The organism is Chitinophaga filiformis (assembly GCF_023100805.1).
In the GTDB taxonomy this organism is placed as follows: Bacteria; Bacteroidota; Bacteroidia; order Chitinophagales; family Chitinophagaceae; genus Chitinophaga; species Chitinophaga filiformis_B.
The window spans coordinates 6,571,499-6,591,960 of sequence record NZ_CP095855.1; the positions used below are offsets into that span (position 1 = coordinate 6,571,499).

A 20,462-nucleotide genomic window follows, 5' to 3' on the forward strand; every position below is an offset into this window, starting at 1 on the left:
CAGGTCAATTATTTGGCAATATGGCTCAGCAAACATTTGGTGTCAGCTTTAGAACGGTATTTTCCTAGAACGATACCAGCGATAAGCCAACACTCACATAAGGGGCGCTTTTATTACTACCAATGATAGATGCGTTATTATAGTTTTCGCCCTCTTTAAATAGTTTAGCAGACAGAAAGCTGTTAAGACCACCATCTAAAGTCAGCATAATCTTCTTTGCAAACAGCAATTCAAACGCCGCCCCACTTTTTAGCTCAATCGTATTATAGCTTACCTTTCCATCCAGGAAAGCATTGTGCCGGTCATAGAAAACAGTATATGAACGCTGATTAGAGCCGACTGACACCCAGGCGTTCTTAGCGACCTCTTTTTTCAGGTTAATACCTGTGGGAAGATCTACGATCAGTTCAAGCCCCGATGGAATGAATTTGTGATAATAGTTCACAATAGGCTCGACAGGTATTGGCGAAGATGGATCTACCAAGGCTAATAACCCAACGGAGAATGTAGTGTTTTCGGTCTTCTTCAATGGCAAATTGATACTACCATTTAAATTTAAACGCCGAAAACTATTTACTCCATCTGTAATTCCCCTGACAACTAATGAATAAACAACCGGGCGACTAAATATCCTGCCTGACCTGGCATAATTTAAGGCGAGATCGAATGTGCTTTTATCTGAAGTCAGAGAATTCAATTGTGCCTCTGGCAACTTATTGCTAATGTCTTTTAGCATTGTGGATGTATAGGTATAATAGATACCGGCCGACAAGGAGTTGCCTTTCCATTTAACAGCAGGTGTGTTGAAAAAAGTACTTATGCGTCCTGTTTTTATTTTTCCGCTAGCAAAATCACGATCATCGAGTTTTGCATCAAAATCACTATAGCCAAAACCACTGTACGATATACCGAATTTCCTTAAACCAGGATAACGAATGGCAAGTTCTTTTATACCCGCACTGATGGTATCAGTTCCGGGATGTAAAGAAGACATGCTGATCATGTTCTGTGCCTGCATAGCACAAGACAACAACAGGAAACATAGCAGGAAAACTTGAATTTTTGCTCTATTTATAATCATATGTAATTGGTAAAGGGTTATTTATCTGAAGGCATACTGTCTGGTTCAAAATCAAGGCTAATGGAATTCATGCAGTATCTTTTGTAAGTGGGCGGCGGACCATCATCAAAAATGTGCCCCAGATGGGCATCGCAGCGTCCACAAAGCACCTCTGTACGATCCATTCCATGGGAATGATCTTCTGAATATCTTACACTGGTCTTTCTTAACGGTTCATAGAAGCTCGGCCAGCCACAACTGCTGGCAAACTTGGCATCCGACCTGAAAAGCATGTTCCCGCAAGCTGCACAGTAATAAGTTCCTCTCGTTTTGCTTTTCCAGTATACGCCGGTGAATGGCCGCTCGGTGTCCTTCTCCCTGGCGACTGCATAGAGGTCGGCCGATAACGCTTTCTTCCATTCGGCATTGGAAACAGTCAGCTTTGTAGTGTCTGTGGTTGAATAGTAGGGATTGTTTTCATGCCCCTTTGCAGACCGCTGATTCTGGGCATAAGCACCTACAGATACCATCGCCAGTAAATAACTAAAAATAATTTTCCTCATTGTGACTGAATTATGATTCCCGTTTATCTTTAAATATTCTTCCGGATTCTTCTTTATAAAAAGAAAAGGATTACTTTTTTACAATGGTGTTAAGTATCTGCACCAATTCACCAGGTTTAGCCAGAAAAGGGCTATGTCCTGATTTAATCTCATAAGTATTTGAAATATGCGCTTCAGCGACCATCTGCTGCTGAAATGGAAAGCTGATCGCTTTGTCTTCAGTTGTATAGATGTAGTATTTATTAGCGATGGTACCATAAATCTCACTACTATAATTCAGCGGGGTTCCGGCAGCGCCAACAGGTTCCGGGCGAAGCTTTTCTACCAATAGTTTTATATCCTGGTCCGATCCGTCTTTACAGAATACTTCACGCATATTCACCTCAGGATTGGCAATGGTTACCGTACTGCCGTCAGCAGAGAATTCCAATACGCCGGGAATAGATGTTCCCTTATCCTTTGCTGAATAATCGAATACACTGCTACCGCTTTGAGGGATAAACCCGGCAACATATACCAACTTGGCTATCTTTTGAGGCACTTTACAGGCTGCCTGTGTAACAATGGCACCACCCAGGCTATGCCCCACCAGGACAACGGGACCATTCAAACCATTGATAACATCGGTCACCTGCTTAACATATCCATCAAAGGTTATTTCAGAAACGGGTGTTTGATCATTCCCATGACCAGCTAATTCCACTAAAACCACTTTATTCCCTTCAGCTTCTAAAGATGCTTTTACCTTATCCCATACAAAAGATGCCTGCCAGGCGCCATGCACTAAAACAAAAGTTGAATGATGCTCATTCTCCGCTGCATCATTATCCTTTGAACAGGAAGTTAAGGACAGTATCAATAGTAATAAAAGCCCTATGTTTTTTACGGATTTCATATTTATACAGATATTTGTTTGATTTATTGTCAGAGGAAGATGATGCAGGAAGGAATTGACCTGTAAGACGGCTTCAGGGCAGTTCCCCATACGTCCACTTTTTGTGTAACAACAACCGCTGTAACAGAACAAGGAAACTCAGTTTATGCATCTATTGTTATATCACCTTCGACAAGGCAAAGTTGCAGTACAAAGAAGAGATGGGGTTTGTGAATAAGTTCAATTTTTATGGAATCTGGTTCAACAAACAGATATAAAGCGTCCGTATGGCATTGGGGTTAATATATAGCATAAGATCAAGAGAAAGTAAAACGCAATGATCCCTGCTATCTTTTCTTATTCGTCTTATTTAGTAAACGGAAATCCGAAGGAGGTGTCTCGTATTTATCGTGAAAACTTTTTGTAAAATTGGCCAGGTCATTAAATCCACAGTCAAAAGCAATATCTGTGATACGTGCATCGGAAGCTAACAGCAGTTCTGCAGCCCTTTCCAGCCTTTTGTTCTTAATATAGCTGGCGGGAGAATCATTGTATATTTTTTTAAACTCCCTTTTAAATGAAGAAACGCTTAAATTAGTCTTTTGCGCTAATTCGTCGATATTGGCCTGGGAAAACAAGTTAGCTTCTATTACTTGTTTGAACGTATAGGTTGCTGGTGAAAAAAGCTGGGACAGTATAACCTGTATGATTTCGGCATCCTGTGTCTGTGATAACAAAAGAATGATCTCCTTTAGTTTTAAAACTAAAATCTCATCATTTACCAAAGAAGGATTTTCAAAATAGAATAGCAGGCCCTCTATATATTTTTGAATCAAAAAATCGTTGTTGATTTTCCCGCTTGACTGGTTGGAGACTTTGTCCCTTTTTTGAAATATTGACGGCAGTTCTCTCTCGTAAATTTTCTTTAGTATATCCGGATGGAAAGTGACGATTACAATCTCGCCATCGCTGTTATTTGAATCGGCTATCTGTCTGCCCGAGTTCAGGCAGTTTAGCAATAATGCGTGATTGGTGGGAATATTGACAGGCTCATTATCAAATTGAAATTTTGTCTCGCCTTTCAGCATATACAATAAACAAGCCTGCTCTGCCACAGGGAAAGCAAATTCAAAAGGCGGTTTAATATCCACTTTTTGAAGGAATGTTTTCCCGAACAACTCAAATTTTTTATAGTCAGTAACCATTTAAGCTATTTTATTTATGCTATTGCACCGTTACAAGGTTTTCTCCTTGTAGTTCACCGTCTGCCAACACCTGTCATGGATCAGCCGAATACATAATACTAGAGCCAATGCCGGGTCCAATATAAGCAAAACCCGTGAACGAGACATGTCGTCATATAGCCTCATTTTTTAACCTCATTGTTATGAAACCAGACAAGCTTCACAACAGATTGGCAAATGCAACACATTAGCGATTGATTATCGATCTGACAATGTAAAATTAAATATCGGGAATAAAAATGTTTGGTGAATCGGGTCAATTATTTGGCAATTTGGTTCAACTGGCAATGCAACACCGCTACCACAGCGAATTTAATGAGCGGTCAATATACGATCACCCTACCTACCACCCATGTTTAACCATGCTTTCATCATAAGCGTTTGCCTACCAGTTCTGTCACAGTCCATACCCCGGGGCTACACGAAACTTTATTGCAAGACCAACACTTTCAATCCAATCCTTCTGCTGGAAAATCAGCACTCCCGAAATACTTGCCCGAAGAGTTCCAACTGATTGGTAATTCCGCTTAGTAGCACAGGCCTTGCCATACCCGCCTCAGTAACGAAATACCTGTTTATTTGAACGCGCTGACAGCGCGGATTTTTCGAAAAGATACGGGTAAACACTAACGGGATTGACCAACACGTTTACCTGCTTTTTTCTGATTACATCACAAAGCTAAGTAGAAAAATGATGCAGAAAATACGCATTTTTTGCACGCCTAAAACATCACAACAGATTGTTTTACAATATTTTAAATCAAAAAAATACTAAAACATCCAATGTGACCAATCTGGTTTTTCTCCGGATACTATGTATTTCACTTTCGCTATGTGCTTTACAGCAAAACAAGGGGCCATTGATTCGTTTGAGGTTCGTTTGAAACGGCTTTGAGATGGCTTTAGCTTACGTTCATCTTACGTTCAAGACGTAAGATGAACGTAAGCTAAAGCCATCTCAAAGCCGTTTGTAAGCCGTTCCAAAGCTATATCATATCCTGGGGACCGGGTAAACCAAAACCAGGATTTATCCGGCAGAGGTTTAGTAGAGAACCTTGTACAAAGATTTCCTTTACGCTATCACCAGTTTGGCTGCACGTCTTCTCACGCGAACAGCGCACCAGATCACAGCTCCCAATACCGCCGACATCACCAGGTAACGGAGCACCATATCCTGCTGTGTTTCTATTTTACCCGTCCGGGAAAGTGTAAAGCTGGAAATGGATGTCATTACATACACCAGTCCGCCCAGCAAGCCGCTTGCCATACCCGCATTCTGCGGGAAATACAACATACCCTGTGTAAAGAAGAGATTATACAGGAAACCGGAGCAGATATGAATAAAGAAAGCAAACAACATGAGGCACCATAACTGCTGATAACCGTAACCGATCAGGAACAGTACCGCGATCAGTGCAAACTGCACGATACCAGCAGTAGCCGCTTTCCTGTTAAAATCCAGTGCAATAAGACGCTTGCCAATGATCCCTCCTATCATCCAGGAAAAACCCAATATCAGGGTACAATACCCGATCACAACCGCGTTGAAATGAAAACTGTTCTCGATCACAAAAGGCCCGGCCATGTTGAATACCATCACAACGGAATAAGCCATGCCCAATGTAATGATCCCCAGCAGGAACTTCGTGTTCCCCAGCATCATCACATAGTTATCCTTTATCCTGCCCAGATCCACCCGCTTACGTTCTGCGATCGTTTCACCGCTAAAGATCAACTCAAACACCAGCATGAGGAATGCATATATCGCCAGGAAGTAAAAGTTCGACTGCCAGTTGAAATACTTTTGCAGATATCCTCCCAGGAACGGCGCTACTATCGGGCCGAGCGACCAGATAATGGTGAAGAAACTAAGGAAATGCTTCAGCTTATTACCTGAATACAGGTCCACAAAGAATGCCCGTTTGGAAACGACAACAAACGATACCGCTATCCCCTGTATGATCCTCAGAAAACAGATCAGCTCAACATTTTTTGTGATACCGATCAGCAAGGAAGATACTATCAGCACGCCCAGACCATACATGGCAGGTTTGAACCGGCCAATGCTGTCCAGCAGGCTGCCGACAAACAACTGGGAGACGCCATAACTAAGAAAAAAACATGTAAGTGTAAGCTGTATATTATGTTCCGCTACGCCAAGGCTGTTGGCCATTGTGGGGAACGATGGTAAATAAATGTCTGTAACAAAGCCCGACAAGGGAATTGAAATGAAAGCAAGTATTGTCGCTATCTTCTTTCTTCTATCTGATGCGCTTCTTAACATAACCTAGTATACCTTTTATGAATGGCATAACAAAGGTATATCAGGTGCCCGGATACTTTGTTTTGTAATTCAAAGGAATAATTGTCAAAATCAAAGAATCGCTTTTACCTTCGACTGGCGGAACTGCAAAGGGGTGGTGCCCATTGCTTTCTTGAAGAAATGATTAAAATGAGCGGGATCCTCGAAACCCAGGCAATAGCCCACCTCCGAGATATCCCATTGGGTGTTCTGCAGCAGCGTTTTCGCCTCTTCCAGCACGCGGCTCTTGATAATAGCGGTGGTGGTATTGCCGGTAGTGCTTTTGACGACAGCATTCAAATGATTGACATGCACATTCAGTGCCCGGGCAAAATCAGCTGCCGTCTTCATTGTGAGCGGATGAGCCGGAGAGTCCAGGGGGAATTGCTGATGCAACAGCTCATCAAAACTCCGGAGCAAACGGGAAGATGCCGGTAATTCACTGGTATAGTTACCATTTGGCTGATCTACCAGCAGGGAGTGCATCAGCAAACACAGCAGGTTCCTGATTGCTTCATATTTAAATGGATAGTCGCTATGCGCCATCTCCATCATCTGCTCAAAATAAAGTGTTATCAGCCCCAGCTGCTTATCGTCCAGGAATATAACAGGCTCACTCCAGGCCTTGAAGAGCGATGATCGCTTAAAGATGTCAAACTGGTAATATTCGTTGAAGAATTCCTGGTTAAACAGGCAGTAATAACCGTCCTGATCATCAGATAAACTGGTCCATGCATAAGGCACAGAGGGACAGGGCAACAATAAGGCAGGCCTGTCTATAATGATGGAGTTACCGCCATAAAACAGCTCTCCCGTTCCCAATATCAGCGTGATCTTATAAAAATCCCGCCTGTTATAAGGCGATTTGAAATTGCAGTACTTCCGGGTATTTACATTGAAATGAGACTTACCACTTTGCAGATCATTATTACTCAATGGAAAGTTGATATGTGATCTTTCCCGGTAAAAGTCGCTCAATGTCTCCAATTGCTGGCTCATGGATGCAAAGTTATAGAAAATATAGGAATGAGATGATCCGCTCTTAGCAGCTAGTGGCGCGGAGTTTACACTCCCGTGACGTATCGGCCGGTGACAGCATGCCGCAACTGTCAATTGTCATACAAGCACTTTGCCTCATCTACTGTGTTATCGTTGACGAAAAAAGCCTCATGCACAGGTCGCCTGTTTTTCGAATGAAATGTTTCAACAGCCTGTTCATCCCGGTGCCTGTTTAAAACAACCTGATTTAACACATTCCGAAATTTATTAATAAAAACCGCTTTGCAAAATCAATTATTGCCCTATCTTAGCTTTACCTTACGCATTTTCAATGAATTATATCAGATTCTCCGATACCTACAACGAAGCCTTACTTGTTGCAGAACTTCAGCAGGTACTGCAACAGGATTGGTCCCTCCATTTCAACGCGAAAGATTTTAACGGCGACTGGCGCAGTATTTCCCTTCGTTCCGCCACCGGCAGGAACGATGATATCTATGCCCAGGCGAACGTCACCTATAAAAACACGCCGGCCCTGGAAATGATGCCCTATATAAAACAGATACTCGACACCTGGCACTGTGAAAAGGAAGCCGTGCGCCTGCTCTCCCTCGCACCCGGCAGCGAGATTAAACCTCATAAGGATATGGGCTGCGGCTACAGCGACGGCAATTTCAGGATTCATATTCCCATCATCACAAATCCGGAAGTATACTTTACCATAGAAGACGAAACGCTGCATCTGCAGGCAGGTGAATGCTGGTACATGGACTTCAGTAAGACGCACAGCATCGTCAACCATGGTCATACCGCCAGAGTTCACCTCATCATGGACTGTATACGCAATGAGTGGACCGACCAGCTATTTGCGGCGCATGGCTTCGACATTACAAGGAAAGAACCGGCATACGATGCCGCAACAAAAGCCAGGATGATCGAAGAGCTGGAAAAGATCGACACCGAAGCTGCAAGAAATATTATTGCCAGCCTAAAAGCAGAAAGCTGATGCAGACATCCGCCATTACAAACTGGATACCTTATAAACTCAATTACACCCCACAGGGATGGATGGTGAAATGGCTGGACCTGGGCGACAAGCGGATGGTCCTTCCGTTCTTTGACGAAACGATCCAGGTATGCCGCATCCGGCAAAAGCAGCGCTCTTCGCTGGAAAGCCTGTCCACCATGAATTTCGCTGCTGAAGTGAGTGAAGGTTTGCCGGCACTGGCGCCTGCTGCTTTCGTCTTCCATGTATCCCGTTGTGGCTCTACGTTGCTCTCTCAGGCATTTTCAGCGCCGGACGAAAACATCGTTGTAGCCGAAGCGCCGCTGCTGGATGAGATTTTAAGAGCGGCGGAACATCAGCCGGATCTTCCCGCGTCAACACGTGAGGCCTGGTTCAGGGCTGCTGTCAGGCTGATGGGGCAACAACGCAATTTTAAAGAACAGCACTATATCATAAAACTGGACAGCTGGCATATTCATTTTTATGAGCTGCTGCGGCAATGGTATCCGCATACACCCTTTTTCTTCCTCTACCGTAAACCGGACGAGGTGATCGCCTCGCACGATAAACGCAGGGGCATTCATGCAGTTCCCGGTATGGTCTCTCCTGACCTGCTCAAAACGGACGCGCCAGCACATTTTGGAGGCGATTTTAACCGTTATACGGCCCAGGTACTACAACAGTTCTATTTGAAACTACAAGGCATCCTTGCGCTTAATAACGCGCATAACAGCTTTTTTGATTATGCAGATGGCGTACAGGAAATGATAAGGACCTTCAGCTCTTTTTCCGGCGTGCCTGTCAATGATGAGGAACAGGTACAAAACCGCCTGAAATATCACAGTAAAGCAGCACAGGAAGTATTTAAACCAGAATCCTTCGATAACAGGGAGCGTTTCTTCTTCCGGGAGGCACATGACGCATACGGGCAATTGAGATCATTGCACACATCATCTATCTGACAAATTTCAATGGGACATATCATTCAATTCACGGGCTTATCGGGGGCAGGCAAAACAACGCTGTCAAACGCCCTGCAGGAATGGGGCCATCAACACCAGGTAAAAATCAAACTGATAGACGGAGACGTTTACCGGCAAACGCTGTGTAAAGATCTCGGCTTCAGTAAGGCAGACCGGCTGGAAAATATTTCACGCCTGGGTGCTTACGCGGCTTCAATAGCGGCGGATTATGATTACATCTTCATCGCGGCCATCAACCCTTATGAAGAAGGAAGGAACAATCTTAAAGCGAAGTACGGCGCTACGCTCATCTGGCTGAAATGCAGCCTGCAGACGCTGATAGCAAGAGACCCCAAGGGATTGTACAGGAAAGCCCTGCTGCCCGACTCACATCCTGACAAAATCCATAACCTGACCGGCCTGAATGATACCTTTGAAGAGCCGCAACATCCGGATCTGATACTGGAAACAGACAGTGTAAGCGTAGAAGAGGCCCTTCAACAGACAGTCAGTTTTCTCAATCGACTGTAACACCTGCCGGGCCCTGGAACTGGTAACCTTTCCCCCATTTATACACATAACGCTTAGCCAGCGTGAACTTACCTTTTTTATTGTTTTTCGCATATGGCTTTATCTCATCAGGCAGGTCTTCAAGATCATCTGCATGATAGGTGCCTTTGATCGTTACAATGATATCGCGGAAGAAACGCTTGTTACTAAGCGGGGCATTGTAGGTGCAGGTCCAGGCAGACATATTCTCGTCAACATTTGTACGTTCCACCCAATTGGCAGATAAGACTTCCTTATAAGTACCATCTGCCCCTGCTATCAGGTACAGGTTACCATAAAACGGGCCGCCGGCCCCGCCATTCGAACTTTTGAGCATGAAGGCATATTGATCATGCCCGATGAGCAGTAACTCAGGTGTCGGGCATTGGGAAAACGCCCCATATGCACCAGCGGCCGGCTGGAAGTACTTTAATGTCCAGACGCTGTCAACCAGGGTAAATTTGGCAAAGCCGATGGTACCTCCGGTAAAGCGGGATATCTGCGCGCCATCCAGGTCAAATTCGGAATGATTGAAGGTGAGCATTTTATATTGCGTGCCGGAGGAATCTTTGTAACTGTATACTTTCAGTAAACGGGTAGCTGTACCCTCTGCATAAGGGAAATCATAACTGCTGCCCTCATTCTCGTCTATATAAGATTTCGGCTTGCAGGTTTTACATTCCCAGTTGATCAGCTGATTTTTATAGTTACCGGACGACAGGTCATAGTATTTACCAGGAAACAATAGCCTTAATACCTTGAGGCCATCAAATGTTCCCTTTACCTGGAGTGTACGGGTGGGCAGTAAAATAGTATCGCTGAGGTTCTTCTTCTGGAGGTCTCCTTCCTGTGCGGTGCAGTTGGTGATGATTCCCAGGCTCAAAAGCAGGCCGAAAAAAACATGTTTCATAGTGGCCGTAAAGTTACGCAGATTTGCCTGATAATCCTATCAGCGGCCTTACATCATGGGGACAGGTCTTCTTCTTATATAGATGTTCGGCCCCACTTTTCTAAAGCTGTAAAAGTTCCTGTAGTGCAGGTCCTGCGCATACGACTTAGGATTCGCGGAGAAATCGTATATGACCTCTCTCACCCCCAACAGCACAGACATCTGTTTAAAGATGATCACACTGTCGCAAGGCACCCTGTCACAGGGATCGTAGGGATATTGCTGTTTATAATATACCGAGGTCTCATATCCCAACGCTGACATAGCCGTCTTTAATTGCCGGCTCTTTAAAGTATCATGCGGATATTCGTAGTTGCTGTTGTTGGCCAATACCAGCAGGCTGTCGCCCAGGGCCTGTATAGCCGGAAGATGCCTGTTGATATACCTGGTCAGGCGCTTGTCGTTATATTTTCTAAGCGGCACACAGGCACAGGATGAGATGAAAAGAATAATGCAAAGGCCAAAGCAGGAAAGGAGGATGCATTTCATCGGGCATAGTATTGTCCTTTTTAAAAATAAGAGAAAAGGCCCTTTTGGCCTAAAAAACCGGCTTTCTACTCTAAAAAACGCTCATTTTCTACTCATTATTGCTTTTTTCCCCCTATATTCATAAACTTATACGTAAGTTGTTTCTATTACAATTCCATCATTATGAATGCTATGACCTTTTCTACCACAACGCAACAAAAACGCATGAGCCGTAAAATATGGGCAGAAGTTATCCTGACTGTTATACTTGCAACAGCCGCCTTTTTGCTGACTATTTAAGACAATTGCCGCAGGCCCTTCCTGAACTCTTCAGGCGTCTGCCCCGTATACTTCTTGTAAAACTTCGTGAAGTAGGAATTATCTGCAAAATTCAGTTCGTAAGCGATCTCTGAAATAGTAGAATCCTGGTTGGTAAGCAATCTCTTTGCTTCCAGGAGAATGCGGTTGCGAATGACTTCTCCCGCCGACATGCCCAGTACACTGTTACAGAGAGCATTTAAATGATTGGGCGTGACATATAGCCGCTCTGCATAATCTTTCGGCAGCTTTAAAGTACGGTAATTCTTCTCGATCAGTTTCTGGAAATTCTTTACCAGGGCATAGTTGTACGCGTTTGCATGAGGCGAGTCCTTATCAAAGCTCAGGCGTCCCACCAGGATGAACAGTTGTAACATCAATACCTGGATCATATCTACAGACATACGCTCCCGCTGTTCGCTCTCCCTGATCAATCCTTCAAAGACTGATGTGATAGGCTTATGCAACTCTTCCGGCAGATTGATCACTGCTTCATCCACATCGCCGCTGAAGAACGGGAACTGTTCCAGGTAATCCGGTTTCAGCAACAAAGCGTGCAAAAATGTGTGGGAGAAATTGAGGATATAACCGTCTACATGCCCTTCAAACTGCCAGCTGTGTACCTGTCCGGGTATCATGAAATAGATCTGAAAAGGCTTTACGGGGAAGGATTTAAAGTCAATGGTATGCGTACCTGCTCCCTCGGTAAAAAGCATGACATGGTAAAAAGTATGTTTATGTGCATTGCGCAGGTTCTCATGCACCTGCAGGTAAGGTGCAAATCTGCTGATCTGAATATCATCTTCCTTCACGCCTGATATAGCACCTACATCATAAACCGGAATTTTAGCCATCCTTGTAAATCTTGGGGCTAAATTAACAAATTTCCCTCCGTCACAAACGTTCGGGGCATTGGGGATTCGTGATGTAGCGGGATTCGATGTTTTCCTGGCTAATACGGGGCCGCGCCGCGGCGGTCCTATTATGGTTTGTTAATGACGTATTGCTGTAACACCGCGTCCCCGGGGCTGCGCCCCGGGGCTACAAACACCGCGGCTCCTGAAGGAGCCGAATGCCGCGAATGATAATATACCGGGGCACTATATTGATGCGATGGCGGAAATAAACTGCTATTCAAAAAATTCCAGTTCTCCTGACATATACAGGTAAGCCTCTGCCTTACGGCGGCGGGTCAGTCCGTCCAGTACTTTTCCTCCGGATACGTTCCATTTCAGGAATTCCATCACAACACTGGGATCTTTGGGGTTAGCCTTTACTACCTTCAGCAGGGTGCTGTCTCCCAGTCCTTCAGCAATACCGTTGTTATTCATATCGGCGCCAACGTTATAGGCAAAAGATACAAGGGCGTCAAACTGCTGCTGTTTCAGTGCAATACCAGTTGTCAGCTTGTTTACTTTCGCTACAAATCCTTTCTTGATACTTGCAAACAGGGCATCGGCACGTTGTTGTGTGATGACGTCGCCTTTCTTTACCGGCTTCTCATCTTCATAAACTGTATTACCCCAGCCGATTGTCCAAACGCCTTTGCTGTCCTGGTAAGCGGTAAGACGGCATTTCTCAAAATGCTTGATAAGCTTCTCTCCTTGTGTGCCTAATTCCATAGTGTATAGATTGAAATGTTGAGATTCTCAAACATTAAAGATATAATAAATATATTATATCTCAAGTCCGCCTGTGTAAAACGGGAAGAAGCTCGTTGACGATATACGGGCAAGTGAGAATCAGATGTACCCGGGAATAGCGGTGTTTACAACAATGCGCCATTAACAAAACACAATAGGACTCCGTTAGGAGTCCCCGTGTTTGTAGCGCAGGTTTCACCCCCCGGAACGGCGTTCTAATCCCGGACGTCAACCCGGGAATAGCGGTGTTTACAACAATGCGCCATTAACAAAACACAATAGGACTCCGTTAGGAGTCCCCGTGTTTGTAGCGCAGGTTTCACCCCCCGGAACGGCGTTCTAATCCCGGACGTCAACCCGGGAATCGCGGTGTTTACAATAATGCGCCATTAACAAAACACAATAGGACTCCGTTAGGAGTCCCCGTGTTTGTAGCGCGGGGCGCAGCCCCGGGGATGTTTGTAGCCCCGGGGGGGGCAATTTATTTCGTTGCATCCAGCACCAGGATCCCCCAGAAGAAAAGATCTGGCGGCAGCGAATCCCAGTTGTTATAAGCATGCCCCGCGTCAGACTTGTAATGAAGTATATAAGTCCCCGCCGGCAATGTGATCACCTGGTCTACTTTCTGATTCTTGGCTGCTCCTCCGGCATGCGTAGCAGCCTGTCCCTGCATCTGCCACACGGTTTTACCACTGTGATCTGTGATCCATCCGTAATCACACCAGGAGCTGCCATCACCTGAACAGTTTTCTCCCACTCCATAGATCCGTAACCTCGTTGGCCGCGACAAAGTAAATGGCCGGGAAAGTTCCCGGTTGATCCCAGCTTCTCCTATTCCGGCAACCAGTTTACCTGTGGGCAGGCCGGGGCCATTCACCGGATTGTTCTTTCTATACAGGCCGTATAAACTGCGAGCCTTCAGACTGTCACCGTTGAAAAGGGCCATGGTCGCCCCATCGATGAGCTCTTTATTGTACAGGTCATGCGGCGGCTGTTCGCCATTCAGGATGAAACAATGATAAAATAGTTGTGCTACCGGCGACATGAACAGGTCTCCATCACCCAGCTGAAAAGGCTGACTGAGTTTATCTGTATTGCAGGTAACAGCCAATGTCAGTCTCAGTGCCGGCACTTTAAGGAAAAGGGCTGATTCTCCCGGCGTCTGTCCATAGTGCCAGTAAAAGTCCATTCCCCGGTATTGCTGCACAAACCAACCAAATCCATAAGGCGTCAACACACCATTTCGCGTACGGTTGGGCGTAAATACCTGCTGTTGCAATGCCGGCGTAATAAACAGGTTGCTGTCAATAGCATCTGAATATTTCAGCAGATCGCCGGCGGTAGTGACCAGTCCTCCGAAAGCGCCAAACTCACCGGGATATTCCATGCGTACAACTTCTCCTGCAGCCGTCACATTGTAAGGCACTGCCAGACGGTTGAAGGCCGTATCGAAATAGGGTACCATTTCCGGATGGCTTTTCCTGTATTCATAAAACTGGTGCAGAGATATGAATGGCGCTGAAGAAGTCATTTTCAGGGGAATGAGGATCTGCTCCATCAGCAGGCGATAAAACGGCATACCAGCTGCTTTCTCCATTACAGGCCCGAGCAGTCCGAAGCGGTAACCGTTATACCGGAATGCCATTCCTGGTGTTCCCTCAGAAGTATGGGTCAGCAAGTGCCTGACGGTGATATTGGGATTGCCCAGGTCCAGGCCATATTTGCTGATCGGGTCATCCAGGTTCAATTTTCCCTTCGCTACCAGTTGCATGATCAGTGTAGACGTGAAGGTCTTTGTTACCGAAGCAACACGGAAAGATGTCTGCGCGCTTACGGGTACCTGCTCCTTCAGATCCGCGAATCCAAATCCCTGTTTTAACAGGATATTCTTATCCTGTTTTATGGCTACGGCCATGCCGGGTATTTTCAACTGCGTCCGGATGGAATCCAGTCCTGCGGCAAAGCGCACTACGCGTATATCCTGGGCCGCTACAAGGTTCGTACAGGCGCTCAGGATAACTATATACCAGTATTTCATTGAATTGATATTAAGAAGGCAATTGATCAATTGGTCTTGATGTCCCTCACTGACAATACAACACCTCTTTCTGAAAGAGCATACATATCAGCAATGAAGGTAGGCATTTTATACCGGGAATTTCCGGAACAACAAGCTGCTTAACTGGTTGATGATCCAGGCCGCTGTATGTATTACAACGTGCGTCAGATCAGTAAAATAATCCAACGCTATAAATTTTATTAGCCATGATCCGTATCCGCAATAAGCATGAACAGTACATCCCTTGATGATATAATAGCTGTTCCAGATTTTCCCGTTTAGATAAAACAAATTCCGGATGCGAGTTGAGCCGCGCATTTACTATGATAATTTTGCTGAAATTTTAGTGAACAACATGACATATTCAGCCAGGATTGCGATTTTTGGATTCCTTTTTTGCCTTCTTTCATTCACTGTAGCAGCACAACAAACGATTATCAAAGGCGCAGTGCGGTCCGGGCAAGGTCCGCTCAGGTATGCCACCGTTCAGATCACAGGCACACCTGTTGCCGCTTACACAGATAAAGCAGGAACATATAGCATTGAAACAAATCAACAGGGTACATTGACATTGACGGTTACAATGCCAGGTTATACCTCCCAGTCCCGGATCATACAGGCAGGCGGAGAACAGACGGCCGACTGGCAACTGGTCCCTTCACTACGGGAGCTGGGCGAGGTGATAGTGTCCGCCAGTCGCAGACCGGAAACACTGGACAATATTCCTTTGTCGGTGACAGTATTAAACCATAAAACACTGGAAGACAATCTTGCCGTTACCACTGATATTACACAGATACTGGCCAACGAAGTACCTGGCCTGGCGCCTTCCAGCCAGACAAACAGCAACGTGGGACAGTCTTTCCGCGGAAGATCGGTTCTTATCATGGTGGACGGTATTCCGCAGTCCACACCTTTGCGCAACGGTGAGGTAGACCTCCGTTCTATCGATCCGGGAGTACTTGAACGCATAGACGTGATAAAGGGAGCAACTGCTATCTATGGCAATGGCGCCACTGGTGGCCTGATCAACTATATCACGCTGACGCCGAAAGATGAAACGCCTGTTGCCGGACGGACCTCCATGAACCTCACCGGTTCTCTTGCGGGACTGAAAGGTAGCGTTGGCGGTCGCCTCGGACAGCTGTTACACGGCAAACTGGGTAAATTTGATTATGCCGTTAATGGCGTGTACGAGCGTACCGGAGAATGGAAAGACGCCAAGGGCAAACTGCTGGGACCTAATTACAGCCTGGGTGAAACAGACAGCTATAATGCATTCGTAAAACTGGGATTCACGCCGGCCCGCCTGCAGCGCATCCAGCTGATGTACAATTACTATAACAGTCAGCAGAACTCCAATTATACCCTGGTAAATGGCGATTACCTGAAAGGACAGGCAGCTACAGGCGTATTAGGTAAACAGGCGGGTAAACCTACCGGCATCAATGGCAACCATAACCTGCAGCTCTCCTGGCGGGCCGATAGTCTCATTGGAGGAACCAGTCTGCAAACAGACGCCTACTACGAGTCCCGCGATGACGTGTTCTATGTTTCCTTCGGGCGCTTCGAGGGTGGCGACGGACAATCACATACATTATCAAAGAAAAAAGGCTTCCGTTTTATGTTCAGCTCACCGCTGGGGCGTACAGGAACGTTATCCTACGGTACAGACATCGTGAACGACATCACCTCGCAACCACTGGTAGATGGCCGCGTATGGGTGCCGGAAATGAATATGTTCAACGTAGCTCCTTTTGCAGAAACACAATGGACACTGCTGGATGATCTGATCCTGAAAGGCGGTATCCGTGTAGAAAAAGTAAAAATTGGCGTGGACGACTATACTACCTTAAGAATCACCAATGCCAGCGGCGCAACGGTTACACCTAGTTTCGACGTAAAAGGCGGCGATCTGAAATATACCTCTACCCTCTTCAATGCCGGCATCCGTTATAACCGTTTCCCCCTGTTCTCACCCTATGCCAGCTTCTCACAGGGGTTCTCTGTATCTGACATAGGACTGGCATTGCGTGATGCGAAAGTGAATGATATCAAAAGGATCAATACTGAGGCAGTACTTGTCAATAACTATGAACTGGGCTTTGTGAGCAAACTGCGTCAATTCCGTTTTGAACTGACAGGCTTCATCAGCACTTCCAAGCTCGGTTCGGAAATGGTGTATGATGCCGCTACAGACCTATTCAATGTGAGCAGGACGCCGGAGCGTGTCTATGGTTTTGAAGCATCCGCACAATATCATCCACTGGCAAACCTGGACCTGAGCGCATCCTTCAGCTATGTAGAAGGCAAGGCTGATACCGGCCGCACAGGCAACTACAATGTCTACCTCAACAACCGGCGTATATCAGCCCCCAAAATCGGCGGTAGTATCCAATACAGACCACTGAGCACATTGGAAGTACAGCTGCATTATTCCGGTATCATGAAACGGGATCGTTTTGACAAGCTGTCGAGCGGCTTATACAAGGGTAATGAAGGTATTGTGAAAGCATACAACCTGTTTAACCTGAATGCCCGTTACCGCGCTACCCGTAGCACAGTACTGACGCTGGGCATCGAGAACCTCTTCAATGCAGATTATTTCCCTGCAAGATCGCAGTGGTTTATGATACCCGGTTTCTATTCCAAAGGTAAAGGGGCCGCGTTTAATATCGGGATAGCTGTAAGCTATTAATTAATCACTTCCATTAAGTGGCTTATGATACCCCGTTTCTACCCGAAAGGCAAGAGGGCCGCGTTTAATATCGGGATAGCCGTAAGCTACTAATTAACCATTTCCATTAACAGGACATAGCTTTTCATAAAACAGAAGTACCAGAAATAATGGAGACTCTCATGTTCTTAAACAATGGTAAGCCCCATCATAGATCCGTGTATAAAACAGTAGGTGTATCAGAAGTCTGATACACCTGCTGTTTTATACACGGATCTATCCGTTCTTCTCAGGGCAATTCCAATCCTGCATCCCGGGCCATCTGCTCATGCTCCATTCCTTTTGCTTCATCTTTTACCTCGTCATTAAACAGATAGAGACGGCGTAGTTCCAGGTGCGCATCTACTGCCCCTAATTCAACGGCCTTCGTGTACCAGTGAATGGCTTTCCGTGCATCGGGTTCAACACCCCAGCCGCCCTGGTATAATCTTCCCAGGTTATAGGCACAGTTCTCGTCGTTATACTTAACTCCGGCTTTATAAGCATCCATTGCATTTTTATAGTCGCCACTACGCTCGCACAGGACGCCTGCGTAGTTATGGCATTCGTAGCCCATCCTGCTGGCATAGGTAAAATGCTGCAGGGCTTTACTATCGTCCTGCTCCACGTGCTCCCCATTATAATAAAGCATCCCCAGGTTGTAGTGGGCATGGGGAATATGTTTGGCGGCCGACTGTTCATACAGTTCCACCGCTTTGCTAATGTCTGGTGTTGTGCCCACACCATTCAGATAACAATTGGCCAGCCCGTTTGCTGCATGAGGTGAACCGGCTGCTGTTCCGCGCTGGTACCACTCAAATGCAAGTGTGTCGTCAATGTAGCCGTCGGCAGTTTCGTAGAGATAACCCAGATCATTCATAGCGCCGCCATCACCTTTTGCAGCCGCCAGCCTGTAATAGCGTATGGCCTCTTCATATTGCTGTTTTTCCAGGGCGTCAAAGCCCTTTTGATAAAGCATATCCGGTGGCAGGTCTTCACCAGCAAGTGTCGTGAGCAGTTGCAGTTCCTTGTTGTTGTACAGGTGGCGCATGTTTTGCGCCAGCCTTTCAGCAATACCAGCCGTGGACAATTGCTGAACATTTCCCAAATGATCTATACAGAAAGCGGCATCTGTATTAAGCGCCAGGGTATCCCAGCCGCCCTCGTTGTTCCAGCAAACATTGGTGGTAATCTTTTGATAGATAGCAGGTATCAGTGCTTTATCTGCCAGGTATAGCCCTTCTTTTTTAGCTTGTGTTATTATAAACGCCTTGTCGGCCAGGTAGGTGATGCGGCTATATTCCGCTTCAAGGATCCAGCCTTTGGATGCAGCATACATGCCATATTTGCCATTATGCTTTACAATCACGACATCGTCATGTGCGGCAGAGATATCCTGGTAAATGAAGGGTAGCAGCGTACGACCATCTGTAGCCACCAGGCCGCTTCGCTGCATTTTCCCGTCATTATGAAATTGCGAGACAGCTAAAAGATGTGCATCGTTCAGGGTTCCTGCCCATGCCACCTTATCAATACTGTCATCACCTATCCTTGTAAACGCAGGTGTATAAAAATGCCTTGCACCGGAAGTATGATATGCAGACAGCAGTGGAATTTCCCCCGCATATACCAGTTCTATATCCGCCCTGAATGTGTAGGGGAGCTTTAACGTTAATGAGGTGTCGATCACGCCATAATTACCCTTATTTGCCACCGCATATAGCTGTGGTACTTCTGAAATAAGCTGCAGATCGTCATAACCGGTTACAGGCTCAGGCATGCCCGGTTGTACCAGGAATTGCTTTTTGCCCGTTTCGACTATCGCATAACCGTTGAAAGTATCGAACGCATCGTCGTATTTTAGTTCGGTAACAGGTTGACCGCTACGGTCCACATATCCGTACTTTCCATCACGCTTTACCACCGTAAAGGATTCCCCTTCCGGGAAGATAAACACTTCATCGTACAGCGCAGGAACAAGGATGTTGCCCTGGCTGTCTTTTAGTCCCATCAGGCCATTCTCCTTAAAGGGAATATCCTTCTCTTCGTCTTCGAAGTATCCTGAGCGGATCACATTCCAGCCATATCCGTATGCACTGTTACTGAAGAACTGGCGGAAGGATTTAAGCTGATAAGGGTTATCCAGCACGTCCGGACATTCATTCAGGAGACCAGGATCATTGGCGCTGATGGCTGCCTGTATACAGGCATTCGTATCCTGTATAAGCGCCAATAACTCTTCTGCCTGTTCCTGGTGCGGGGCATCATCCATATTAAATACATCCCAGGCATCGAGATGAAAGCTGTTAAACCGGACTTTGGTGTCCAGGAACCGGAAGATCTTTTCCTTTTGCTCCCGGAATTCTGCCGGATTGTCCGTCAGCTGGTCTGCATGCTGGTCAATGAATGAATAGAATGCCTTCAATGCTGCTATTCCGGGGGCAGCATCCGCATAGATACCGCCACTGTCTCCGTTATAGAGGGGCGGCGCCAGGAAAGGGGCTCCTGTAAACAATGGATGCAAAAAGAAGGGAAATTCATATCCCCATTCCATCATCATCAATGTTTCATCGTTGTTGTTACCGATAGCAGGTAAAATTGCGGACAGGATATTTCCTTCTTTGGGTTCAGCCGGGGTACGGTTTTCCGTATTGTTAAAATTGTACAGATAGATACGGTGCGACATAGTTTAAGTCCTTTCTGTTGGTATTCCTTCTTGATAATTTTGCTACTCAAAATTGTTCCGAAGG

16 protein-coding genes are annotated in these 20,462 nt (G+C 45.9%); 4 read left to right on the forward strand and 12 right to left on the reverse strand.

What is annotated here, in order from left to right:
- Window positions 1-64: 64 nt before the first annotated feature.
- The 6 genes from MYF79_RS25565 to MYF79_RS25590 form a co-directional block, all read right to left on the reverse strand.
- A complete protein-coding gene (locus MYF79_RS25565) occupies window positions 65-1,081 on the reverse strand; it encodes a hypothetical protein (RefSeq protein ID WP_247810722.1) in 1,017 nt (338 codons plus the stop codon).
- Between the two features lie 17 nt (window positions 1,082-1,098).
- Window positions 1,099-1,623: a peptide-methionine (R)-S-oxide reductase MsrB gene (msrB, locus tag MYF79_RS25570; protein WP_247810723.1), complete on the reverse strand. Its 525-nt coding sequence runs from the start codon at window positions 1,621-1,623 to the stop codon at window positions 1,099-1,101.
- 70 nt (window positions 1,624-1,693) lie between these two features.
- Window positions 1,694-2,518, reverse strand: a complete 825-nt coding sequence (locus MYF79_RS25575) for an alpha/beta fold hydrolase (RefSeq protein WP_247810724.1) — start codon at window positions 2,516-2,518, stop codon at window positions 1,694-1,696.
- Between the two features lie 326 nt (window positions 2,519-2,844).
- Window positions 2,845-3,702: a helix-turn-helix domain-containing protein gene (locus MYF79_RS25580; RefSeq protein WP_247810725.1), complete on the reverse strand. Its 858-nt coding sequence runs from the start codon at window positions 3,700-3,702 to the stop codon at window positions 2,845-2,847.
- A gap of 1,111 nt (window positions 3,703-4,813) precedes the next feature.
- A complete protein-coding gene (locus tag MYF79_RS25585; protein ID WP_247810726.1) occupies window positions 4,814-6,025 on the reverse strand; it encodes an MFS transporter in 1,212 nt (403 codons plus the stop codon).
- Between the two features lie 90 nt (window positions 6,026-6,115).
- Window positions 6,116-7,042: a helix-turn-helix domain-containing protein gene (locus MYF79_RS25590; protein WP_247810727.1), complete on the reverse strand. Its 927-nt coding sequence runs from the start codon at window positions 7,040-7,042 to the stop codon at window positions 6,116-6,118.
- A 331-nt stretch (window positions 7,043-7,373) separates the two neighbouring features.
- Between MYF79_RS25590 and MYF79_RS25595 the strand changes: the two genes are divergently transcribed.
- From MYF79_RS25595 to cysC, 3 genes are read left to right on the forward strand one after another with little or no spacing between them, the layout of a single operon-like run.
- Window positions 7,374-8,048, forward strand: coding sequence for an aspartyl/asparaginyl beta-hydroxylase domain-containing protein (locus tag MYF79_RS25595; protein WP_247810728.1), 675 nt, complete (start codon window positions 7,374-7,376; stop codon window positions 8,046-8,048).
- On the forward strand, window positions 8,048-9,010 hold the full coding sequence (locus MYF79_RS25600; RefSeq protein WP_247810729.1) for a hypothetical protein: 963 nt from the start codon (window positions 8,048-8,050) through the stop codon (window positions 9,008-9,010). Before MYF79_RS25595 ends, MYF79_RS25600 begins: the two co-directional genes overlap by 1 nt.
- A gap of 9 nt (window positions 9,011-9,019) precedes the next feature.
- Window positions 9,020-9,541, forward strand: coding sequence for an adenylyl-sulfate kinase (cysC, locus tag MYF79_RS25605; RefSeq protein ID WP_247810730.1), 522 nt, complete (start codon window positions 9,020-9,022; stop codon window positions 9,539-9,541).
- Here the strand turns inward: cysC and MYF79_RS25610 are convergent.
- The 5 genes from MYF79_RS25610 to MYF79_RS25630 form a co-directional block, all read right to left on the reverse strand.
- Entirely contained in the window at window positions 9,528-10,469 is a 942-nt protein-coding gene (locus MYF79_RS25610) for a hypothetical protein (RefSeq protein ID WP_247810731.1), read from the reverse strand. The genes cysC and MYF79_RS25610 overlap by 14 nt on opposite strands.
- 48 nt (window positions 10,470-10,517) lie before the next feature.
- Window positions 10,518-10,997 carry a hypothetical protein gene (locus tag MYF79_RS25615; protein ID WP_247810732.1) on the reverse strand — a complete coding sequence of 160 codons (480 nt, stop codon included), beginning with the start codon at window positions 10,995-10,997 and terminating at the stop codon, window positions 10,518-10,520.
- A 275-nt stretch (window positions 10,998-11,272) separates the two neighbouring features.
- Window positions 11,273-12,148: a helix-turn-helix domain-containing protein gene (locus tag MYF79_RS25620; RefSeq protein WP_247810733.1), complete on the reverse strand. Its 876-nt coding sequence runs from the start codon at window positions 12,146-12,148 to the stop codon at window positions 11,273-11,275.
- 276 nt (window positions 12,149-12,424) lie between these two features.
- Window positions 12,425-12,916, reverse strand: a complete 492-nt coding sequence (locus tag MYF79_RS25625; RefSeq protein ID WP_247810734.1) for a lysozyme — start codon at window positions 12,914-12,916, stop codon at window positions 12,425-12,427.
- A 502-nt stretch (window positions 12,917-13,418) separates the two neighbouring features.
- On the reverse strand, window positions 13,419-14,975 hold the full coding sequence (locus MYF79_RS25630; protein WP_247810735.1) for a serine hydrolase domain-containing protein: 1,557 nt from the start codon (window positions 14,973-14,975) through the stop codon (window positions 13,419-13,421).
- Between the two features lie 319 nt (window positions 14,976-15,294).
- On the opposite strand from MYF79_RS25630, the gene MYF79_RS25635 reads away from it, so the two are divergent.
- The gene (locus tag MYF79_RS25635; protein ID WP_247810736.1) at window positions 15,295-17,694 is read left to right on the forward strand and encodes a TonB-dependent receptor; all 2,400 of its coding nucleotides are present in this window, start codon (window positions 15,295-15,297) and stop codon (window positions 17,692-17,694) included.
- Between the two features lie 268 nt (window positions 17,695-17,962).
- On the opposite strand, the gene MYF79_RS25640 is transcribed toward MYF79_RS25635, so the two are convergent.
- Entirely contained in the window at window positions 17,963-20,398 is a 2,436-nt protein-coding gene (locus tag MYF79_RS25640; RefSeq protein ID WP_247810737.1) for an SEL1-like repeat protein, read from the reverse strand.
- Window positions 20,399-20,462: the final 64 nt, after the last annotated feature.

Excerpts from the sequence above, each read along its gene's own strand:
- MYF79_RS25640 (WP_247810737.1), bottom strand. The coding sequence starts at position 20,398 with ATGTCGCACCGTATCTATCTGTACAATTTTAACAATACGGAAAACCGT.
- MYF79_RS25615 (WP_247810732.1), bottom strand. The coding sequence starts at position 10,997 with ATGAAATGCATCCTCCTTTCCTGCTTTGGCCTTTGCATTATTCTTTTC.
- MYF79_RS25635 (WP_247810736.1), top strand. The coding sequence starts at position 15,295 with ATGCGAGTTGAGCCGCGCATTTACTATGATAATTTTGCTGAAATTTTA.
- cysC (WP_247810730.1), top strand. The coding sequence starts at position 9,020 with ATGGGACATATCATTCAATTCACGGGCTTATCGGGGGCAGGCAAAACA.
- MYF79_RS25565 (WP_247810722.1), bottom strand. The coding sequence starts at position 1,081 with ATGATTATAAATAGAGCAAAAATTCAAGTTTTCCTGCTATGTTTCCTG.
- MYF79_RS25600 (WP_247810729.1), top strand. The coding sequence starts at position 8,048 with ATGCAGACATCCGCCATTACAAACTGGATACCTTATAAACTCAATTAC.
- MYF79_RS25620 (WP_247810733.1), bottom strand. The coding sequence starts at position 12,148 with ATGGCTAAAATTCCGGTTTATGATGTAGGTGCTATATCAGGCGTGAAG.
- MYF79_RS25590 (WP_247810727.1), bottom strand. The coding sequence starts at position 7,042 with ATGAGCCAGCAATTGGAGACATTGAGCGACTTTTACCGGGAAAGATCA.
- MYF79_RS25585 (WP_247810726.1), bottom strand. The coding sequence starts at position 6,025 with ATGTTAAGAAGCGCATCAGATAGAAGAAAGAAGATAGCGACAATACTT.
- MYF79_RS25610 (WP_247810731.1), bottom strand. The coding sequence starts at position 10,469 with ATGAAACATGTTTTTTTCGGCCTGCTTTTGAGCCTGGGAATCATCACC.
- msrB (WP_247810723.1), bottom strand. The coding sequence starts at position 1,623 with ATGAGGAAAATTATTTTTAGTTATTTACTGGCGATGGTATCTGTAGGT.
- MYF79_RS25580 (WP_247810725.1), bottom strand. The coding sequence starts at position 3,702 with ATGGTTACTGACTATAAAAAATTTGAGTTGTTCGGGAAAACATTCCTT.
- MYF79_RS25595 (WP_247810728.1), top strand. The coding sequence starts at position 7,374 with ATGAATTATATCAGATTCTCCGATACCTACAACGAAGCCTTACTTGTT.
- MYF79_RS25575 (WP_247810724.1), bottom strand. The coding sequence starts at position 2,518 with ATGAAATCCGTAAAAAACATAGGGCTTTTATTACTATTGATACTGTCC.
- MYF79_RS25625 (WP_247810734.1), bottom strand. The coding sequence starts at position 12,916 with ATGGAATTAGGCACACAAGGAGAGAAGCTTATCAAGCATTTTGAGAAA.
- MYF79_RS25630 (WP_247810735.1), bottom strand. The coding sequence starts at position 14,975 with ATGAAATACTGGTATATAGTTATCCTGAGCGCCTGTACGAACCTTGTA.